Annotated in this window: 17 protein-coding genes; 1 reads left to right on the forward strand and 16 read right to left on the reverse strand. The window is 35.2% G+C overall.

Annotation, left to right across the window (positions count from 1 at the left end; all coding sequences use genetic code 11):
• Positions 1–198: 198 nt before the first annotated feature.
• The 13 genes from C1724_RS21105 to C1724_RS21170 all read right to left on the reverse strand — a co-directional run bounded on the left by C1724_RS21105 (position 199) and on the right by C1724_RS21170 (position 17,383).
• Positions 199–1,092, reverse strand: a complete 894-nt coding sequence (locus C1724_RS21105) for an acyl-ACP desaturase (protein ID WP_102348770.1) — start codon at positions 1,090–1,092, stop codon at positions 199–201.
• A 1,999-nt stretch (positions 1,093–3,091) separates the two neighbouring features.
• On the reverse strand, positions 3,092–4,063 hold the full coding sequence (locus C1724_RS21115) for a formylglycine-generating enzyme family protein (RefSeq protein ID WP_102348772.1): 972 nt from the start codon (positions 4,061–4,063) through the stop codon (positions 3,092–3,094).
• Positions 4,064–4,337: 274 nt separating this feature from the next.
• Positions 4,338–4,541 (reverse strand): hypothetical protein, encoded by a 204-nt coding sequence (locus tag C1724_RS21120; RefSeq protein WP_102348773.1) that lies wholly within the window; start codon positions 4,539–4,541, stop codon positions 4,338–4,340.
• Positions 4,542–4,577: 36 nt separating this feature from the next.
• The gene (locus C1724_RS21125; protein WP_102348774.1) at positions 4,578–5,690 is read right to left on the reverse strand and encodes a GerAB/ArcD/ProY family transporter; all 1,113 of its coding nucleotides are present in this window, start codon (positions 5,688–5,690) and stop codon (positions 4,578–4,580) included.
• Between the two features lie 18 nt (positions 5,691–5,708).
• Positions 5,709–6,800, reverse strand: a complete 1,092-nt coding sequence (locus C1724_RS21130) for a Ger(x)C family spore germination protein (protein WP_102348775.1) — start codon at positions 6,798–6,800, stop codon at positions 5,709–5,711.
• A 27-nt stretch (positions 6,801–6,827) separates the two neighbouring features.
• Entirely contained in the window at positions 6,828–8,351 is a 1,524-nt protein-coding gene (locus C1724_RS21135) for a spore germination protein (RefSeq protein ID WP_102348776.1), read from the reverse strand.
• 465 nt (positions 8,352–8,816) lie between these two features.
• On the reverse strand, positions 8,817–9,122 hold the full coding sequence (locus C1724_RS21140) for a BC1872 family protein (protein WP_102348777.1): 306 nt from the start codon (positions 9,120–9,122) through the stop codon (positions 8,817–8,819).
• 249 nt (positions 9,123–9,371) lie between these two features.
• On the reverse strand, positions 9,372–11,624 hold the full coding sequence (locus C1724_RS21145) for a sulfatase-like hydrolase/transferase (RefSeq protein ID WP_180994391.1): 2,253 nt from the start codon (positions 11,622–11,624) through the stop codon (positions 9,372–9,374).
• A 269-nt stretch (positions 11,625–11,893) separates the two neighbouring features.
• Positions 11,894–13,411: a tripartite tricarboxylate transporter permease gene (locus C1724_RS21150; RefSeq protein ID WP_102348779.1), complete on the reverse strand. Its 1,518-nt coding sequence runs from the start codon at positions 13,409–13,411 to the stop codon at positions 11,894–11,896.
• An 18-nt stretch (positions 13,412–13,429) separates the two neighbouring features.
• Positions 13,430–13,903, reverse strand: coding sequence for a tripartite tricarboxylate transporter TctB family protein (locus C1724_RS21155; RefSeq protein WP_102348780.1), 474 nt, complete (start codon positions 13,901–13,903; stop codon positions 13,430–13,432).
• A 137-nt stretch (positions 13,904–14,040) separates the two neighbouring features.
• Complete coding sequence (locus tag C1724_RS21160; RefSeq protein ID WP_180994392.1) at positions 14,041–15,057, reverse strand: Bug family tripartite tricarboxylate transporter substrate binding protein; 1,017 nt, start codon at positions 15,055–15,057, stop codon at positions 14,041–14,043.
• A gap of 32 nt (positions 15,058–15,089) precedes the next feature.
• Positions 15,090–15,938 carry an MBL fold metallo-hydrolase gene (locus tag C1724_RS21165; protein ID WP_102348782.1) on the reverse strand — a complete coding sequence of 283 codons (849 nt, stop codon included), beginning with the start codon at positions 15,936–15,938 and terminating at the stop codon, positions 15,090–15,092.
• A 272-nt stretch (positions 15,939–16,210) separates the two neighbouring features.
• Positions 16,211–17,383, reverse strand: coding sequence for an ROK family transcriptional regulator (locus C1724_RS21170; RefSeq protein ID WP_102348783.1), 1,173 nt, complete (start codon positions 17,381–17,383; stop codon positions 16,211–16,213).
• A gap of 377 nt (positions 17,384–17,760) precedes the next feature.
• Between C1724_RS21170 and C1724_RS21175 the strand changes: the two genes are divergently transcribed.
• Positions 17,761–18,609: a GGDEF domain-containing protein gene (locus C1724_RS21175; protein ID WP_102348784.1), complete on the forward strand. Its 849-nt coding sequence runs from the start codon at positions 17,761–17,763 to the stop codon at positions 18,607–18,609.
• Positions 18,610–18,766: 157 nt separating this feature from the next.
• Here the strand turns inward: C1724_RS21175 and C1724_RS21180 are convergent, their stop codons facing one another.
• The 3 genes from C1724_RS21180 to C1724_RS21190 form a co-directional block, all read right to left on the reverse strand.
• On the reverse strand, positions 18,767–19,054 hold the full coding sequence (locus C1724_RS21180) for a hypothetical protein (protein ID WP_102348785.1): 288 nt from the start codon (positions 19,052–19,054) through the stop codon (positions 18,767–18,769).
• 699 nt (positions 19,055–19,753) lie between these two features.
• Positions 19,754–19,966 (reverse strand): DUF1540 domain-containing protein, encoded by a 213-nt coding sequence (locus C1724_RS21185; protein ID WP_102348786.1) that lies wholly within the window; start codon positions 19,964–19,966, stop codon positions 19,754–19,756.
• A 154-nt stretch (positions 19,967–20,120) separates the two neighbouring features.
• Complete coding sequence (locus C1724_RS21190) at positions 20,121–20,771, reverse strand: hypothetical protein (RefSeq protein ID WP_102348787.1); 651 nt, start codon at positions 20,769–20,771, stop codon at positions 20,121–20,123.
• Positions 20,772–21,395 lie beyond the last annotated feature (624 nt).

The following is a 21,395-nucleotide window of genomic DNA, read 5'->3' on the forward strand; positions in this document are numbered from 1 at the left end:
GGAACAACCAAATCATAAATTTGCATATATGGACTTAAATTCATCATCTCTTGTTTTTGTATCATCCAATCCACCCACTTGAAATTGATACTATAATTATACAAGAAAAAAGGTATAATTCCTCAAATATATGAGAATTATACCTTTTTAAAATTTTAAGGACTTTTTCAGTGCCCTCGAGGTTGTCCGCTGATTTTTTTAAGATTTAACTTTATTGTAACGGTCTCTAATACGTTTCAAACGAGCGTGATAATTTAAAATATCCAATCGTGCTTTTTCAGCTTCAGGAGCGATTGGTCTTAACTTTTCTAGTTCCCAATAATCAACAATGACATCTAGCACTTGATCAAAATACTCTAACGGACCATAGTTAGCCTCTTTAGCAATGATAGACATGCGGTCCTCAAAATCAGGCATAACTGTACCAGGCATTTGAAAGTTCTTAATTACATGGCCTAAATAGTAACAATAATTCGGCTCTAATTGTAAATGAAACTTAATAACATCACGATAAAAGGCATAATGCAATGTTTCGTCTTTTGCTAAACGACGAAGTAAAGTGGATAAATCCTTATCGTGTGCACCTGCTACTTTAGCAACATTATTATAAAACACCATCGTTGCCAATTCCTGCAGAGATGTATACACCATTGTTTCAAAAGGTGTATGGAAGTCCGGACTCCAACCACCCTCAACTGTCATTTTTCTCAGCTGATGTAGTCTCATCGGATCTACATTACGTGTTATTAATAAATAGGTCTCAAGCAAATTTGAATGTTGATCTTCTTCAGCTGTCCATGTGTATACAAAATCTTTTACAATCGATAACGAGCCCTTAAAGGTTTGCTCTAAATGCGAGGTAAACCAAGGAAGGTTAACCTCAGTTAGCAACGCCGTTTCTACAGCAGTAATAACAGCTGGTGGAAGTGTAATTTGACTTTCATCCCAAGGAACACGTCGAAAATCCTCCGCTTTATCCCATGGTAAAAATTCATGATAGCCCCAATCAATCTTGGCAGCACGCTTTTTATGCTCTTCATATATTTCTGTAAGTTTCGGTTCTAGTCTAAAATCCAAATCATTTGTTAGCAAAATACCCCTCCATTAACCATAAAAAATACTTTTAATTTATCCAATACCGATTAGCTTTCGGTCTCAATTATAAAATTCGAGCTAATGGTACTATTTGTGGTTTGAGTTAAATAAACTTTTTTCAACTTATCTTGTATCAAGTATTATGACCTGTTACTAATTTGTAGTATAACATATAAAAGATGTTTAAAGAATTGAAATTTTTTAAACTTATGCTAGAAATAAATGTAACCTATTAATTTGTGCATATCATTGAAAGCTTTAATTTTATATATATTCGAAAGTTTTTAAGTGGGGTTACTGCCTAGCTGAAGATACTCTTTTATTTATAATAATCACCCGTTTTCAGTATTTATAAACTCTAATTGTATTAATTTGGTTTATGTAATTTTACTTACTATTGAGCTGTTTTTGATTAATAGCACTCTATTAACATTTATTCTTTAGAAACATTTTAGCTGAATACGAATATGTCCTTCATCACATTGAAGAAGGGCATTCATTTCCTGAATTTGATCGCCTTTCATCTTCATCGGCCAGATGAAGAGGTTTCCTTGCTTGAATTTGATCGCCTTTCCTCTTCATCGGCTCGATGAAGGGGTTTCCTTGTCTGAATTTGATTCACTTTCCTCTTCATCGGCCAGATGAAGAGGTTTCCTTGCTTGAATTTGATCCACTTTCCTCTTCATTGGCCAGATGAAGAGGTTTTCTTGCCTGAATTTGATTCACTTTCCTCTTCATCGGCCAGATGAAGAGGTTTCCTTGCTTGAATTTGATCGCCTTTCCTCTTCATTGGCCAGATGAAGAGGTTTCCTTGCCTGAATTTGATTCACTTTCCTCTTCATCGGCCCGATGAAGAGGTTTTCTTGCCTGAATTTGATTCACTTTCCTCTTCATTGGCCAGATGAAGAGGTTTCCTTGCCTGAATTTGATTCACTTTCCTCTTCATCGGCTCGATGAAGAGGTTTCCTTACCTGAATTTGATTCACTTTCCTCTTCATCGGCTCGATGAAGGGGTTTCCTTGCCTGAATTTGATTCACTTTCCTCTTCATCGGCTCGATGAAGAGGTTTCCTTGCTTGAATTTGATCGCCTTTCCTCTTCATCGGCCAGATGAAGAGGTTTCCTTGCCTGAATTTGATTCACTTTCCTCTTCATCGGCCAGATGAAGAGGTTTTCTTGCTTGAATTTGATCGCCTTTCCTCTTCATCGGCCAGATGAAGAGGTTTCCTTACCTGAATTTGATTCACTTTCCTCTTCATCGGCCAGATGAAGAGGTTTCCTTGTCTGAATTTGATTCACTTTCCTCTTCATCGGCCCGATGAAGAGGTTTCCTTACCTGAATTTGATCGCCTTTCCTCTTCATCGGCCAGATGAAGAGGTTTCCTTACCTGAATTTGATCGCCTTTCCTCTTCATCGGCCAGATGAAGAGGTTTCTATGCTAGAATCCCAACAACTTTCTTTTCATCAGCATAATGAAAAGCTTTCTATGCTAGAATCCCAACAACTTTCTTTTCATCAGCATAATGAAGAGCTTTCTATGCTAGAATCCCAACAACTTCCCTCTTCATCATGCCCGAAGCAAAGTTCCATCTCCTATACTAGAAAAGAGCACAACAAGCTACTAAACTAGATTCTATAGATAACTCCCCTAGCATTTCCAAATGCAACAATCCCTCGATATCCTTACCTTAGGAGTTAACGGAAAATCAACTCATTAAATTTGAATAAACATTACATATCCACCTAAGTTTTCGCCAAATACTACAAGTACCCAACATCTTTTGACACTTGTTCTTTATGATTTTGAAGAAAAATTGTTTATAAAAAACAAAAATAAACCTATATGTGTTTGGATTAGAAACACACATAGGTTATTTATTAAATTTATAGCCATATCCCGACGGCATAGCGAGCATCCCATCTAAAGGCAGCACACCATACTATTCGGCTCTATATCGTGCAGCATAAATATTAAATAATACATTAACGAATCCTACTAATCCTTCACACATCTAAATCCAATATTACCAGAAGCACTATCTGGTGTATTTTTACTTCTTGCAGCTACTCTATAACGATTACAGTATGATTTATGACAAAGATATGATCCGCCACGCATAACCTTCATAGACCCACCATCAGGTCCACCAGGGTTGTTTCGTGGACCATTGATATGAAAATTTGGGCTAAACCAGTCTGCACACCATTCCCAAACATTTCCCGATACATTATACAATCCGTACCCGTTAGGTTGATATGCTGTGACCGGTGCAGTACCTGCATATCCGTCAAGCGCTGTATTTACTTGTGGAAACTTTCCTTGCCATACATTACAGAGATGCTCGCCGTTTGGAGTTAATTCATCTCCCCATGGAAACTGTTTTTGTACTAATCCGCCGCGGGCCGCGTATTCCCATTCCGCCTCAGTTGGCAGTCTTTTCCCAGCCCAATTGCAGTAGGCTATCGCATCATTCCAAGAAATATGTACAACAGGATGATCCATACGGTCTTCAATATTACTTCCTTTACCTTCTGGTTGAAACCAGTAAGCCTCTTTAACAGGTAACCACCATGGCGTTTGCGGAACACTACCATTAATCAATTCTGCTTTTTGTGAATCAACAAAATGATGGAATACAAAAGACCAACCAAATAGTTCAGATTCAGTTTTATATCCAGTATTTTTTGTAAATTCAAGAAACTGCTGATTTGTAACTGCACATGTATCTATATAAAAAGGATCAATAGTAACCTCTCTAACAGGCCCCTCCCCATCTTCAGGAAATCCGAGCCCATCATCCGTTCCCATTAAGAACGGTCCACCTTCTAGATAAACCATTCCATCATAAGAACTTTTGTTTTTCAAAGGAATGCTTATCGCATCATGTAGTTCTTGTTTTGCTTTTGTTTCTATAATTAAAGGATTAGAATTCCGCCGAGCTGCACAACACGCTTTCTCATTTGTCATTACTAACTTCCCCTCTCCCAACTTTCGTGTTAAAAATCCCCAAGATCAGCTGTCTAAAATAGAATTCGAAAGCGTTTCCTATTCTATCAAACACTTTCTCTGCCATAGCTAATGCTGTTTACTTACTAAAAATTTCGTATTTTAATAATAAAAATTATAACAAATGTAATATCATTTACAAGAATAATAGATTAATAGATCAAGATTAATGCTATTGTAAAAATTTAACAAAAGCAATATGATAGGGACGGCTAAATGCTTGTCCCCTTCATACCTAAACTTTAAATTTTCTTTCTTTATAAGTGTTAATAAGATAAATCGCGATAAAATAAATTGGAAAAAGAATAATACCTATAAAAGATACTAGTAACAAAATGGCTAATTTAGATGCATCCATAATTTCATCATAATTGGAAAAACCATAAAAAATATAAATAACCCAAATTATGATCAATACAATGCCTATTTTATATGCCATATGCAATCACCTCTTCCTCACTTCTGTAAAAACATATCACCCTTTGTCATGACTTCTTATTTTTTTGATCTTATTCCTAACAACAGAAATCAAAAAGAGTAATGGGATATAGCAAAAGAGAAAGATTAGTCCACTATTATTTACAATTTTAGCCAAAATATGTGAAAATTCTATATCGATAAACTGGCTATTCACAAAATGAAAAGCAGTGACTAAACAAATTAATATATATGTTGGTTGTGCCTTAGGGATCGTTAATTTAATCGACCTAATTGCCGACCACAAAAGGATGCAAATCACAGGCATAACCACTAATAGCCATGTAAAAATAAAAATAAACTCAAATCGCTCTAAAAATGGAAACTGAATAATCTTAATCATGGTCAAAGTAGGCCATGTTAAATGTTGCAGCTTTCCTTGCGTAAAAAACACAAATGTAATGATCGTAATAATAGTATATAAAATAGTTGTACATAGTAATGCTAAGTGCCCCCATTTGGATGCCTTTTCTCTATCTTTAATAAATGGAAAAATAACGAGTACAGTTTCAAATCCTAGATAGATAGGTGCGGCTTCTTTTGCAGAGACAAAATAGTCTTTCGCTCCATGTTGAAATAATGGGAAGAGATAGGAAAGATCAACATAATTAAATAAATATAATAGCGAAAGCAGCAAGAAACTAGGAATAACGACACCCCAGAAAGCAATTGCCGTTACAATCCTAAATCCTCCCGCAACAATGTAAAAAATAAGAACAGAAAAGAGCAATGAAAATTCCCAGCTAGCTATTCCATCAAACACCCAAATCTGGAGAATATCGATATAGGTATGTAGCGTGAATAGACTAACTATCGAAAAATAGCATGCTACGATGATATTTAAAATCCCACCAAAAACCTTTCCAAATACATCCCTGTGGAAGGAGAGGATATCTCCAGCGCTTGAATGTTTCAAGATATGTAGCATCATTAAAAACATAACATGCATCATTAAGCCTATTGCTAAGACAGGGAGCCATGCTTCATGGCCTGCTCCCCTAATGATATGTGATTGAAAGGATAAAACAACTACCCCTGTTTGCGCGGAATGCATTAGAAAGAATAAAAAGTAAGGCGATACCATTTTATTTTCTTTCACCATCGAGTTCATATTAATCCACCCTAAAAATTAGCCTTCAAGGCCAGAATGTATGATTTCTAAATTAATGTTTACATGAATGGGTAAGGTAGGATATTGCTCATAAAAGGATTCTTCCTCCCAGTTCCTATCCTTTGAACGCACGATATTTCCAATTCCAAGTGGATCTACTTCACTTTCTTTAAAGGTTGCCAATAAGTCACTAATCTCTTTTTCTAAATTTTTGACAATTATTGTTTTTATCTCATTTATATCTTCCGCCTTCTCAACATCAAATCGATCTGGATACTGAGTTAGGGTCGTTTGTAGTTGTAACCTAAGATTTAATTGTTCCTTTTTCTGATCCCAATACCATTTACTTTTACTTTTGAAGGCCCTAGCAGTTATAATTTCTCTTCGATCTTTGTCATCAAGATCTATTTTATACGTTGCTTGTGTGCGTTCATCTTCAATAAATGATAATAAGATGGTTTGTTCAGGGTTTAAAGTGAGCTCTAATTTGTCATCCTTAAAAATCCCAATCCCTTCCACCTGAACCTGATCTTTTTCGTCTATAGTAACCAAAGGAACATAAGCATCCATTCCTTCTCCATAAAAGTGATTTAAAAATGTATGAAGATTCATTCTAGGCAGCATTTGTCCGACCATATTATGTTCTAACCGTTCCGCTAAGGTAAGTGATTTTTCCTTTTTGAATGTATTCAACGTTTCTCTAGCAGAATGAGTAGATACAGCAATTTGTATATGTGTCCCGATCTGAGGGTTAATAATAAATCGATCTACCATATCTTGAATGCCTGTTTCAGCATAATTCTTCCCAAATAACAAAACTCTAATCTTGGCCAGTTCTACTGGCGTACTAGTATGTTTCGCCATCTTAGGTACAAATAAAGCACCAGTTGGTGCTTGCTCTTCTAAATATTGAATTTGGTCACCGTCTTTGCTCATGGTGTAATCAGGGATTAACACTGTTCCTATTAAGTCACCATTATCTGCTTGATCAAACCCAAAAACATGAACAATACTAATTTTGTCGATGATTCTCGTTCTTGCGCAGCCTAAAAGACCAACGATACATATCAATAGTAAGAATAAAACGTGATACTTTCGCCATTTTCCCATTTTTTATCCAGCCTTTATAGAAAAAAATTATTCAGTATTCAAACCATCATCCGGGTCTTTATTAGGAACCGGAGAATACCTTTTTAAACTTAAAGGTCTTAAATACCAAGGACGCTTATCGTATTTTAAATAATTGGGCCTTACAAAGGAACTAGCAACTCCACCTTTTCGATAAGGATAAAGCGGGAGTAGAAATGGGACTCCCAATGATTTTAGTCGAGCTAAATGGGTAATTAACAGAATTAGTCCTATATAAATACCTAGTCCTCCCCATATTGCTGCGAGTAGGATAAAAGGGTAGCGTAATAACCGTACCGCATTAGACATTTTATAGATGGGTGTTGTAAAGGAAGACAGCGCTGCAAGTGCTACAAAAATTAGCAAAATGTTACTTGTAAGAGCCGCTTCAACAGTTGCCTGTCCAATAACAATTCCCCCAACAATCCCAAGGGTTTGACCAATTTTTGTTGGCAACCTGGATCCCGCTTCTCTCAATAGGTCAATGGTAATTTCTAAAAATAAAACCTCAATTACAGGCGGAAACGGGACATTCGCCCGTGAAAAGATAATAGGACCTAATAAATCCTTCGGCACAACTTCAAAATGAAAGGTTAGTATTGCAACATAAAAGGAAGTAGCAAAAATGGAAAACAACATCCCGAATATCCGAATTAATTTAAAAAACGATGCAATAATGGATGGAAGGTAAAAATCTTCCGGGTTGGAAAAAAAATCCATTAATGTTACTGGTCCGATTAAAGCATAGGAGGATTTATCACTTATCAAAACAACCTGACCTTGCAAAAGTGCTCCGATAGTCCTGTCAATACGTTCTGTTGTTATATATAAAGGAAAAGGTGTTGAAGTATGGTCCGAAATCAATTGTTCAAGATGTGTATTATCGTACGAGACATCGATATCAAGTTCTATAAGTCGCTGTTTTACCGTGTTTACATATTCTGGATAGGTAACCCCATCTATGTATGCGAGCGCTACCTTTGTCTTTGCTCTTGAACCAACCATAATCTCTTCAAAAATGAGATCCGAGGTATTCAGGTGATCTCTTATTAAATGAAGATTAGTGGAAAGATCCTCAATAAAACCCACTTTAGGTCCAATCACACTAAATTCATTTTGTGTATCATTTGTTTCACGTTGACCCAATCTTGGATAACTAATATCAAGGAGTGCGTATTCCTCTATTTTGTCTTTAAAATAAATAACAATAGCTCCATCGTGTAGGGCTTTTTCAACCTCTATGGGATCTTTTATGATTTTAATACTATCTATTGGAACAATATTCTTTAAATCAGAAAGTTCTTTTATTGCAGAGGCCTTTTCCTTTAAATAAGGCAAAATCGACTTTTGAAGAATGTCTGGATCAATCAATGTTTTATAAAAACTGATTAATAACGAATCAGGGCTTTCTAATGGTGAGATGGTCGAAAAATCGCTTGACTTATTTGCCTTTTCAAATACTTCACTTAACGTTTTTTCTACAGTTTCATAACTTCTATTAGATTGTTGTTGTACTCTTTTCTTCCTAAACATTTCCCACCTAACCCTGTACAAAAATTCAAATAGTAAGTGTAGTATTTATCAACAGAATTGGAATTATGTTCAAAAAATTATAGAAATCAAATATAAGTTTTGTTTTGTTTGTAATCATTGCGGATTTATACATTGGTTTAGTGTGTGGAATAACTGATTTACTAGTGAGTTTTTGAACAACAAAAGCAGTCAATGTGGATTCCTGTTGTTATTCTTAAACTTTTTAGAAGATAGTTGTGGAAAAAATCGTAATAAAGGAACTCTCCAAACGAACGGACAATAGGTTCTTATTTAATAGATAACTAACTAATTCGCGGTAATGGTTAACATATAAAGGATTATATGTCCGGAAAACTCCCAGACATTAGATATAACGCATCCTGAGTCCGCTTGTAAATCACTCATAAAAAAAACAAAACCCACAACTCCTTCTTCAGTTGTTGTGGGTTACAGAATTGCTTTATCCTATAGCCATTCATCTGCAATTGAACTATTGTCTGCAATGAGGTAGGCTGCATTCGTAATAGCCTCTTCGAGCGTGTCACCCGTGGCATATACATCATTAAAGCAAACTTCATTTGTTTCTTTTTTCGTACATGTAAAGCCAAGTTTCTCTAATCTCTCAACAATTAGTTTCGCATGATCAAGATTTTGCTCAGGTTGAAATTCAGAAACATATATAAAAATCCCCTTTTCAGGATCATACCATTTATCCCAACTACTTAATTTCCAGCCTAGTATTCTACGTGCTATTATTTCTACCTTATTCAATTGCCTATATCCCCCTATCCTCTAGATTTTTATATTTTATCATTTCAGTCTGTCCGTTTCTATTTAAAATCCTATGAAATAACCCCTATATTATAAATTGTATTTATAGATGGAATTTCACAAAAAAAGCAAATGCCAAAACAGCATTTACTTTTCCTTCATTTATTCAAAGCAGTACCCCCTGCTTTAATCATTAGCCAACCCACTATTTTCAAAAACATTTGCATCGTAGTTTACTAGCACTAAAAATTATTCAGAGAATAATTCTTCTCGAACATGTGCCTCAAGGTCTTCTTCATAGCCACCAAGAGTATACGTTACTTTTTTTACGTTTCCCTCAAACTCAAATGGTGACTCGAATTCCGGACTCATAGAACCACCCTCTAGCTTACCAATACAAAATAAGCTTTTCGAAAAACCAAGGACAGATATATAAGAAAGAGTTCCTTCTCCTATTATTTCACCGTTGACAACTAATTTTCCAAACCCTTGGTCTTCGATGGTTTTAATCAATAAAAATTCAATTGTAATAGGTCCGCTTGGTAGTTCTTTTTCAGATTTAATCGTCATTTGCACAACATTGGACATATTGTAGTGGAAGATTAAATAATTATCCTTTATAAAAAGTGAATAACCACCTGATTTGTCACCATGAGCGACAATGACACCATTTTCTTTTAATGTACGATCAAGTTCAGCTTGAATTTTAAATGACTTATCGCGTAAATCAGGAGCAGTTAAACTATTAAATAAAGCAGATTCCGCATAGTACGTACGGTGTATGGGTCCGTTCTGACTCGGTTTTCTTTCTAATTTTTCAGCTATACTTCGACCATCAAGTGGAAATACATCATATTTCTCTGCTTCTTGCCACCAAAGGCTTACAAGCTCTTTTAACTTTTCAGGATACGTTTCTGCTAAATTGTTAATCTCTGAGAAATCATTTTGAGCATCGTATAACTCCCATACATCTTCATCGAAGGATGTTCCTTTTACATGGCGTGCAACCGCCTTCCAACCATCCATCCAAATCCCGCGATTCCCGACAATCTCATAATGCTGCACTTTCTTTCGAGTAGGAGCATCCGTTTCTTCTAGGGTATACAATAGACTTGTTCCATATATCGGTTTTTGCGGAACTCCCTTATATACTTCAGGGGCTTTCGCATCAATTAACTCTAGTATAGTAGGAACAATATCAGTAATATGGTGATATTGTGTACGAATACCACCTTTATCTTTTATCAATTTGGGATAGCTAATAATTAGCGGACATCTAACACCCCCTGCATGGGTAAATGTTTTATACCATCTAAGAGGTGTATTCCCAGCTTGTGCCCAACCTGCAGGGTAATGACTTTTTGCATTGGGTCCGCCAATTTCCTCAAGTCGAGCTAATTTACTTTCAAACGTTTCTGGTATGGCATTGGTTGTTGGGGTCCAATTGTTTAGCATGCCTTCTCCACCACCCATACCACATGCACCATTATCAGACAAGAAAATAACCAAAGTGTTATCGATCTGTCCTAATTCTTCCAAACATTGAATAAATCTTCCAATATGATAGTCAGTATGTTCTAAAAAACCTGCAAACGCTTCCTGCATTCGGGCAAATAACTGTTTTTCATCTTCTTCTAGCTCCGCCCAAGGTTTAACTCCAGGATTACTAGGAGGTAATACTGCGTTTTGTGGAATAATCCCGAGTTCCTTTTGTCTCAAGAACCATTCCTCTCTCACTTGATCCCAGCCTTTATCAAATTTCCCTTTATATTTTTCGATATATTCCTGTGGCGCTTGATGTGGAGCATGCGGTGCTGCATAGGATAAATAACAGAAAAACGGTTTATCAGGCTCTTCCGATTTTTGCATTTTAATATATTCAATAGCCTTATCCGTTAAATCTTCTGTTAAATGATAGCCTTCTTCAGGGCTCTTAGGCTGAGGAACTCGCTTATTTCCTTCTACTAATTCTGGATAAAATTGATCGGTTGCTCCTCGCATAAATCCGTAGTAATGTTCAAATCCCCGGCCTAATGGCCAGCCATCAAAAGGTCCTGTAAATTTTTGTTCTTTTGCAGGAGCAAGATGCCATTTACCAACAGCAAATGTATTATAGCCTTCCTCCAATAGCATTTCACTAATTAACGCTGTGTCTTTTCGAACTTTTCCACGACCATTCGGAAAACCATTATCTACTTCAGTCACAAAAGAAACACCCGCTGAGTGGGGATTGCGACCAGTTAATAAAGAAGCACGTGATGGGGAACACATGGCTGTAGTGTGAAAATTATTATAACGAAGACCCTCTTCGGCTAATTTATCAATATTCGGTGTGTCAACAGTTGAACCATAACACCCTAGTTGTCCAAAACCTAAATCATCTAACATAATAAGTACTACATTTGGTGCATCTTTTCTTTTATTGTCCTCAACTGGCCACCAAGGTATTGAATCGTCGACAGTCTCAGCAATTACTCCTTGAAATTCACTTTTTTCACTCATTTTATTCATCCTTTCTAGTAATATTTCTCAAATAAGGATTGAAGGTTTAATAGAATGATTGTGCCATCTACAACTAAGCACAAAGCATATTGTTTTAGATCAAAATAATTTATTTTACCTACAAATATTTACCTTAATATTCTGATATTTATAAGTTGAGCCTCACCTACTTTTAACCAATTTAGTCAAAAGTTAGCGCTTTTTCCCAACATTAATAAAGTTAAGAGCTATCAAAGTGATCAATATTATTTTCGTTTATCAAAAAATGACTAAATTACTTTTGAATTTTGCATATCATTAATATCGTTGTTTTTTTTCTTATCCTTCCAAGATTTAAAAATTGGTACTATGAAGGATAACGCAGCAAGTATAAGGAATATGATTGAAATTGGTCTTTCAAAGAATATCATTAAACTTCCTTCTGATAATACTAGTGATTGTCGATATGCCCCCTCAGCCATGGGCCCAAGAATGATTGCAATTAATAAAGGAACGACCGGGTAACCAAATTTCGGTAAAATGTAACCTAATAGACCGAAGATGATTGCCACCCATACAGAATATAAAGAGTTATCAAAGGCATATGAACCTACTAAACAAAATACTAATATAATCGGAAATAAAATAGATGATGGAATTAGCGTTATTTTTTCAAACCAACGTATTGCAAGTTTCGCAACAATAAACATGATAATATTCACAACAATAAACCCGACCATTACGGTATAGACAAGATCACCATGGGTTTCGAATAACTGTGGTCCTGGTTGAAGTCCCTGGATTAATAACGAACTAAGAAGTACGGCAGTTACAACGTCACCTGGGACACCTAATGTCATCATAGGAATAAGCGTTGCCCCGGTTGTACCATTATTACCAGACTCCGAAGCTGCAACTCCATCCAAACTTCCTTGACCAAAACTTTCTTTATCTTTTGATACTCGACGAGCTTCATTATAGCTTATAAACGCAGCAATACTACCGCCTGTTCCAGGTATTGCGCCAATGATACTACCAATTAAACTCGATTTTATGATTGTTTTCCGATATGGTTTTAAACTTTTCCATCCAAACTTTTCTTTTTTTACTTCTGTATTAACTGATATCCTCTTCATCCTTTTTTCAACTTGATTCAATATCTCGGAAATAGCAAAAAGACCGATTAAAGCAGGTAATAAATTGATGCCAGATAGTAGGTAGCTGTTTCCAAAGGTAAACCTTTGACTACCATTTATTGGATCCATCCCAATAGTTGCTACCAGCATGCCAATGGCTGCCATCACAACACCTTTCCTTAATGATTTTCCACTTACACCCGCAATTATTGATAATCCGAAAAATGCAAGTGCAAAATATTCAGGAGGACCAAATCTTAAAGCAAATTCCGCAATTTGTGGCGCTGCAAAAAGCAGAATAATACCACTTATTAATCCACCGGCTACTGAAGCGTACAAAGACATATTTAATGCCTGTGATGCCTTCCCTTTTTTGGCTAAAGCAAAACCGTCAGCTGCTGTTGCCGCAGATGCAGGGGTACCTGGAGTACTCAATAAGACAGCGCCGATCGAACCACCATATGTTCCCGCACAATAAACACCAATCAACATCAGAATTCCTGTCTCAGGTGGAAGACCAAACGTATAGGGCAGCATTAGTGCTACCGCTAAGGTGACACTTAAGCCAGGAAGACCGCCAACCACCATTCCGACTAAAACCCCGATAAGCATGAATATTAGGTTTTGCCATGCTAAAGCTTGTGTTAAACCAAATAATAATTCATTCCCCATAGGTACCTCCTTAAAATTTTATAAAAATAAACCTTCTGGAAGATAGATTTTTATTACGAAGCGATTTAGACTGTATAAAATAACTGTGAACACAAGCGATACAAAAATAATATTCGACTTCTTTTTGCTACCTATAAGAACCATTAAAGTGACCATTAAGAAAAATGTTGAGATGATAAAGCCTAGTGACTCTAATAATAACGCCCATAATCCTAAGGATAGTACTATTAAAACAACACTCTTAAAATTCCTCTTATTCTTGAACTCACCACTTTTAACATTGCTAACTTGAGTACGATTTTTAATAAATTCGGAGATAACTATGCTTCCGCTACAAATTGTAATCAAAATGGCTAAAACATATGGAAAAAAGCGCGGCCCCGCATTTGTATCGGTAACTTCACTTATTTGAAATGGTATAATTAATAAAATAAGCATTCCAAAAATAGTCATAAGAACATGCGGAAGAGTGCGTTTTAACAATAAAGACATTATTTATACCCCCTTTATCGAAATACCGCCGGATAAGGATTTTTCCTTATCCGACAGTTACTAGCCATTAAATTTATGTTAGAAAATGTGTTGAACATTTGATTTGAAAGGTTTTATCATCCTTATAATCACTTAATCTATTTCCCCATACCAGCCGCTTCAATTACCTTGCCAACAAGCTCATATTCCTTATTTAATAGCTCCACTATTTTATAAGGTCCTTCATAATCAGGCTCTACTCCTAATTTTTCAAAAGCCGTGATGAGCTCTTCATCCTGTAATGCATTTTTAAATCCTTGATCTAATGTATCTCGAATTTCTACCGGTAAATCTTTAGGACCTATGAAAAGGAACATAACAGACATATTCAAATCGTAACCCTTTTCTTTGGCAGTCGGAACATTAGGTGCCTCTTCAAACTTTTTCTCACCAAAATTTAATAAAACTCTTAATTCTCCACTTTCAACATAAGGAATAATATCAGAATCTGTAGCTATCATCGCATCAACATGTCCACCTAATAAGGCTGTTCTAGTTGGTGCATTCCCTTTAAAAGGAACAGCTTTAATATCAAAATTCTCTTCCATCTTTAATGCTTCCATCGCAATTTCTGGTGTACTACCTGCACCTGGATTTCCATATGAATATTTCCCTGAGTTTTCCTTAACATCAGTTAACCATTCATCAAAAGTTTGCCAAGGTGCGTCTGCTCTAACAGCTAGTAAGAAATCACTTTGAATAGCACGTGAAATGGGCGTACTATCATTATATTCATAAGAGGTTTGACCATAGTGCGGCTGTATGGTTAAAGGACCCGTTGGTACAAATCCGATCGTATATCCATCAGGCTTAGAATTAATAACCTCAGTGGTTCCTACAACAGCAGCTGCTCCCGGTTTATTTACAGACACAATGTCTACTTCTTTAGGTAAATGTTTTCCCAAAACATCTGCAACAGTACGTGCCACTGTATCTGTCACTCCTCCTGCTTCAAAAGGAACTATAATATTGATAGGTTTCTTTGGATAATCTAGTTTTGGGGCTGCATTGTCACCAGCACTTGCTGGCTCCTGAGAATTACCACATCCTGCTGCGGTAATAAGTAGTAATAACGAAAATAAAACCACTGAAAAGCGTTTAAAAGTTAATTGCATATACATCCTCCTAGAAATATATTTTGACTTCACTAAATTTTCAGTCTTTTCTTTACAGGGATTACCTGTAAATCCTCTGGGACAATAACTGAACCACTATACACTTCAGAAACTTCTTGATAAGCTAATTCCAAATCAATCTTTGGCAGAAAATGTGTTAAAACTAATTGCTTAGCCCCAGCTTTAAAAGCGATTTCTCCAGCTTGAGCTGGGGTACAATGTTCTTTCTGCAAGTTATCCCACATTTTTTGTCGTTCTGGTGATAATGGCGGCTTGTAAGCTGCATTCTTTGCAAGAGCAGCATCATGGATTAAAATATCCGCATCCCTTGATAATTCTATGATTCTTTCATTTGGCGCTGTATCTCCTGAAAATACGACAACTGTCTCTTCTATTTCAAAACGATACGCAAATGTAGGAACGTTATGAATCATTTGGTCTGCTGTGACTTTTACAGGTAAATCAGTTGGGACTTCACCTGCTTCCTCCACTTCAATAATATTGACATCTAAAAGTCCTTCTGGCGATCTTCCTAAAGAAGTGCGGTATACGATATCTTCCTCAAACAAATTCATGATCGTTTCGTGGAAATTTTTTGTACCTTTAGGTCCTACTACTGTAAGCTTGCTACGCCCTGCCGTCCAGCCGCCAAGTAAAAATTGTAAATATCCCATAACATGGTCTGAATGAAGATGTGTGAACCAAAGATGTTCAACTGTTTCAGGAGGTATCCCCACCTTCATTAGTTGTCGTGTAGTTCCTTCACCGCAATCAACCAAAATAGGCAATGCATCAATTAATAATACTTGTGCAGATCCCCCGCGCTCAATATCTGGTCGAGGACTTCCCGTACCAAGCATAATTATCTTCACATCACTCATTATACACACACCCTTTTATGTATTCGCTTTCATTTTGTTTTTGATTAAACTTTTAACTTTTTTGGTTAAAAGTAATCGAATAATTATAATTGGCAATACTAGAGTTAATCTCAAAGGTTTTTGAAAGTAAATAGCACCTCCTGAATTCAAATTCTCCCCTTTTTTCCTATCTGAGATTTATAATATCACACTTTTAACTTTTTTGGTTAGAAGTTTTCAAAAAAATTTTGAATTTTTTTAATTTTATTTAAATTGATTCGATCTTTATACAATTAAAAATATGAGTCGTACACGATTGATCCCGCTCCCAAATCGGGTGCCTCCTCCTTCAAAGTTCCTTGGCTAAAAGAAACAGATCTCTCTTGGTTTAAATTGGCATTAATTGCATTTTTTACGGTTTCGTAATAGTTTGGATAATTATAAACAAGCGGACCACTAATAAAAACAACTTCCGAACCTAATAAATTGACCATATTTGCAATTCCAATTCCGAGATCCTCTGCGGATTCAAGAATAATCTTTGATGTTATTACAAAGTGATTTGTTAATAATTTTATTACTTCCTGGGTTGAAAGTTCTTTCCAATTAATGTCGTTAAACAAATCGGTATTTTCTTTTAACGAATGAATAACCGAAAATATAGATGTGTACGTATTTAAGCAACCTCTTTTTCCACAAGAACATGGTCTGCCCTCTTTATCGATGACCATATGGCCAAATCCGCCAGTTTCACCGATTTTTGAGTTTACCTCACCATTTGTAATGACACCACAACCTAATCCCCAGCTATTGATAATATAGAGTAAATTTTTATCTGTAAGTGAAACATGTTTAAATTCCCCTACTAATGCAGTGTTTGCAGCATTCTCTAGAATGATTCTTACAGGAAACGCTTCCTCTAGCATTCTAACAATTTCCACATTTACCCAACCTGAAGAGAAAAATGCATCCGGATTAAGAATAATACCTTGATCTTTATTTAACGGGCCAATTGTACTAATACCAATTCCTAAAAGCTGGTCAAAATGGATTCGGTATTTTTCAATAAATCTTTTAATAATCTGAATTACCAAGCTAATTACAATCTCTGGCGTATGATTTGGAGTCATATTAAAAGACTCATCTTCTACTTTATTAAGCAGCAAATCATATAATACGACTTTTGTTTGCGCTCGAATAATATGTACAGCAAAAATATAACCGGCATCTGGCACAATACTATATAGCACAGGCCGTCTACCCCCCTCTGACTCACCTAGGCCACTTTCCTTGATAAATCCCCTCTTTTGTAACTCTATAATGATTCGAGCTAAGGGTGTTTGTTTTATTTTAAGTTTCTCCAATAATTGAGACTTTGAAATCGGGCCAAAATTCCTGACATATTGAAAGACTTCTTTTTGAATTTGATTTTTTTTTGAATTATCTAGGAAAAAGTTCTTTATCATCAGATCACACCTATAATGTAATAGATATACTTAGGTAGGTCCTAAAACCTACCACATTTTTAAGTTACTATATTTTATCATACTATTCTTAGTTAACACTACTCGAAAAACGTATATTTAAGTAGCTAAAGATTGTAACTACCCATTTACAGCCGCTTAGCGTATTAAATGATACTATTATATTATCAGTTGCGTAGTAAATCCATTTTATGGTTTCTAATATTTATAACATTTCTATATTAAAAAGTGGTATCTCACAGACATGTTTTTGTGTATACTTTAGCTAAGAAAATAACAATTAATTTATACAAAAAACAACCTACCCAGATCAGTTTATTGCATGACTGCTATTCTGATGAAAGGAGAACTAGAAGGAATTGAAACAAAAAAGCATTTACTGGTCTGTTCTTATTCTATTCACTGCTTTCCCTATTCTACTAGATGCAGTTTGGATTGAGGAAATGGGCATAACTCACCAATTTATTTGGAGCCTATTTCTAATCCCAAGTATACTAATTATGAATTTATATCCTAATTGGAAAGTAATCATTGGATCTGCCATATTCTATACCGCATTAAAATTTGCAACAGAATTTTCTCATGACCTACATATTGATGTAGCTAGTATGACGCCCCTTATTTTAAGTTCGCTCGTTAATTGGTCCATTCATTTAACGATCGGTTACTTCATTAATAAATCTTATAAACTTTTATTACAGGTAGAAGAACTAACCATAACAGATTCATTAACTGGAATTTATAACCGCAGATATTTTGATTTATTTTTAGAAAAAGCAGTTCAAATAAATCAAAGGTCAAAATCGCCCTTAATCATTATGGCATTGGATATCGACCATTTTAAAAAACTGAATGACACTTACGGGCATCTTTGTGGGGATGAAGCACTTAAGCATATCGCTACTATAATCAAAAGAAATGTAAGAGGATCAGACGCATATGTTCGATTTGGTGGTGAGGAATTCGCTATCATTTTACCGAATACTACGGTTGAAGAAGGTAAAATCATTGCTGAACGAATTCGAAAAATAATTGAAAATACAACATTCAGCTATAATAAAAAGGACATTGTAATTACTATAAGTATCGGAATCGCTGTATACAACGGCGAAAAGATTGAGAAGTTTATAGATATGGCTGACAAAGCCCTCTACAAAGCCAAAGCTAACGGCCGAAATCAGGTAGCAGTTTACGATGTACATCTATAAAAATTTATAGTTGTGCTGTTGAAATTTGTCGCGAAGGAATTAAGATGGCCCCTGATACTTATGAAGGCGTACACCCTCCATTAGCCTTTCTAGTTAAGGTTATTACTTCAAAAAATACAAATTAAGAGCTTGAAATCCAAGCTCTTAATTAACTTTCCTACTTGTATCTTCCTCTGTTTCTCACAAATTCAAGAACAAAAAAATTACTCCATGTAACTACTGGGATTGCCAAAATCAAAACATATATATCTGAATGTGCAAAGCCAAACAATCTGGATTCATCGTCTAGGTAATAATACAACAATGTTGCTAGAATTAAGATGAATACATTTACTCCTAATGCCCAAATCAAACTTATCCATTTATTACCTTTCTTCTTAAATGTCCAAACGGACGTATAGGTAGATACTAAAAAAGAAAACAGCACTATAAGATAATTATTCAAAGACTTGATCTCCTAAATTACGAAAAATGAGGATTCATCTAATTATATTCAAAATTTTTAAATAGTTCAAAGCATTATCTTTAGTTTTTTACCGGTCATTTTCCCCTATTTGAAGGGTTAAAACGTGAAAAAAATTAATGCATTTCTGTACTAATGTATGGTACTTTATTAAACTACCTAGAATGGTATACTTTTGCGGACATTTGGTGCGCTATTCCATAGTTTATTGGCGATTTCCCAAGTTTACCGGACATCTGGTTCGTTATTCATCCTAAAAACCACTATATGACAATAAAATCTAATCAATAAGGGATTATTTGTCCGCTAAGCCTTGGGAATACCCCATTTTTAATAATATAACGCATTGTATGTCCGCTATCGAAAGAGTTAATTTACAAATTGCTCCCTAAGTAACGTTACAAAGGGGTTTAAAGAGCCTACTACCTAGTCTGTTTTACTTTTGCGGACATCTGGTTCGTTATTCAGCCTAAAAACCACTATATGACTTGAAAATCCGAGAAATAAGGGATTATTTGTCCACAAAACCTTGGGAATACCCCATTTTTAATAATATAACGCATTGTATGTCCGCTATCAAAACTCATATGAATTAAAAAAAACACTAAGCAATATGTAACAGCAGCTAAAGTAACCCACCCACCGTATATCAGAAATTAACACGGTGGGTTAGAAAATAACTTATTTCTTTTTTGGTTTAAACGTTTTACAGCATGTTTCTGCTGATTGCGATGCTTCGTCTATATGATTTTTTTCACCTAATTCGGAAGACATTTCAGTATCATATCTTGCATGATTATCTAGTTCAACCATTATTTTTTCAGCTGTACACACATTGCCTTCGCCATAAAATGAACAGTTTGAAATAGCACAAGAAACTTCTACTTTTGGCATTACTTCAACCTCCCTAATGTTAGATGCTTTTGAATTACTATTTTTTGCAGTTAGGATCTTTTTAATTAGATCAAAATGCTGGAGTAGTTTCCTTTGATATACAAAAAAAACGATTTCTACTTTTGAAGAAATCGTTCATAAATAGCCATTTGTATTAAAATTCTTTACTCCATTCTTCCGGCTCTAATATTTCACCATTTTCAGCAATATAAGCTACAATTAGCGTACCATGCTTAACAATGTCTTTATTCTGAAGGTATGTGATAAATGCATTAAAATTTTCATCATCTATGTCACTTTTTTTACGTGGAAAAGTCATTCGTATAATTGGGTTAATATCATATTCTTTATAGCTTTCAGAATTGTGAGAATCAATTTGGAGCCTTTTGCCTATTTTATCTTCAATATATACATAACAATCACTAGCGTCTTTAAAATGTTGGTTTATATACGGCCGCAATTGACCTAGCAGCTCATCTTCCCATTTATTGGCAATATACGTGTCCACTAATTCCCCAGTTTCACTCTCGGAATCGTGAAAAACATAAAACTCAATGCCATTTTGTCGATCTCGTGCTTTTGCTGCATATTCAAATTCAAAGTTGCCCATATTATCAAATAAAGTATCATAAACCTCAAAATGCTCGTTAAAATTTTCACTTATATACTGCTCTGCTTCAGTTTTTATCATCATTTCTTTATCAGGATCGGGTTTCATACTAAATATAAAGGTCACAACAAGAATGGTTAGTCCCAATATAATAGCCCCTAAAATACCAAGGATAATCTTTATAGCTTTTACCAAATGAACACCCCCAAACTAAAGCTTAATTAAAAAGCTTGTTGTAAAATAAGCTTACAAAATAACTAGCACCTATAACAAGAATTATGCATTTAATTGAAGGTTATTATTTACTTTCTATACTTAATCGTTTTATTGTTTCCCATTCAACAATTTTTTCACTTTCTTCGCCGTTAGGGCTTAAGTTTATTTATCTTCTTCTATATCTCGCATTAAAATTTTTCTTGCCCCAGCGATATCTTTTTCTTTTATTACATCCATCACTAATCTAATATCCATTTCATTTGTTTCTTGATAAAAGTAGCCCCTTTGTTTAGTTATCTCTCCCGGTTAATGGATAACCAACTCAGATTTTGTTTGATATCTTTAAAATCAAGCCAATGAGATTTTGCTCGATTTACCCTACACATTATTAATTCACCTTTCGTTTCAGCACGCATAAGTCTTCCCAAATAATTTTATATTCCCCTTGTTGTTTGAATAACAGAATAAGGGACTACCTCCTAAAATGTTTTATCATATCTAAATATTTTTACTTCGGTATATTTAACAAAATATTTTTATGTTGTTAAAGTGGCTGTAGCCAATCAGAAAAAATTACGAAAGGTTAACAATTTCAAAGGTTTT

This window comes from Bacillus sp. Marseille-P3661 (assembly GCF_900240995.1).
Lineage (GTDB): Bacteria > Bacillota > Bacilli > Bacillales > Bacillaceae_J > OESV01.

Coding starts and splice junctions, on each gene's coding strand:
- C1724_RS21115 (WP_102348772.1), bottom strand. CDS start 4,063: ATGACAAATGAGAAAGCGTGTTGTGCAGCTCGGCGGAATTCTAATCCT.
- C1724_RS21120 (WP_102348773.1), bottom strand. CDS start 4,541: ATGGCATATAAAATAGGCATTGTATTGATCATAATTTGGGTTATTTAT.
- C1724_RS21125 (WP_102348774.1), bottom strand. CDS start 5,690: ATGAACTCGATGGTGAAAGAAAATAAAATGGTATCGCCTTACTTTTTA.
- C1724_RS21130 (WP_102348775.1), bottom strand. CDS start 6,800: ATGGGAAAATGGCGAAAGTATCACGTTTTATTCTTACTATTGATATGT.
- C1724_RS21135 (WP_102348776.1), bottom strand. CDS start 8,351: ATGTTTAGGAAGAAAAGAGTACAACAACAATCTAATAGAAGTTATGAA.
- C1724_RS21145 (WP_180994391.1), bottom strand. CDS start 11,624: ATGAGTGAAAAAAGTGAATTTCAAGGAGTAATTGCTGAGACTGTCGAC.
- C1724_RS21150 (WP_102348779.1), bottom strand. CDS start 13,411: ATGGGGAATGAATTATTATTTGGTTTAACACAAGCTTTAGCATGGCAA.
- C1724_RS21155 (WP_102348780.1), bottom strand. CDS start 13,903: ATGTCTTTATTGTTAAAACGCACTCTTCCGCATGTTCTTATGACTATT.
- C1724_RS21160 (WP_180994392.1), bottom strand. CDS start 15,057: ATGCAATTAACTTTTAAACGCTTTTCAGTGGTTTTATTTTCGTTATTA.
- C1724_RS21165 (WP_102348782.1), bottom strand. CDS start 15,938: ATGAGTGATGTGAAGATAATTATGCTTGGTACGGGAAGTCCTCGACCA.
- C1724_RS21170 (WP_102348783.1), bottom strand. CDS start 17,383: ATGATAAAGAACTTTTTCCTAGATAATTCAAAAAAAAATCAAATTCAA.
- C1724_RS21185 (WP_102348786.1), bottom strand. CDS start 19,966: ATGCCAAAAGTAGAAGTTTCTTGTGCTATTTCAAACTGTTCATTTTAT.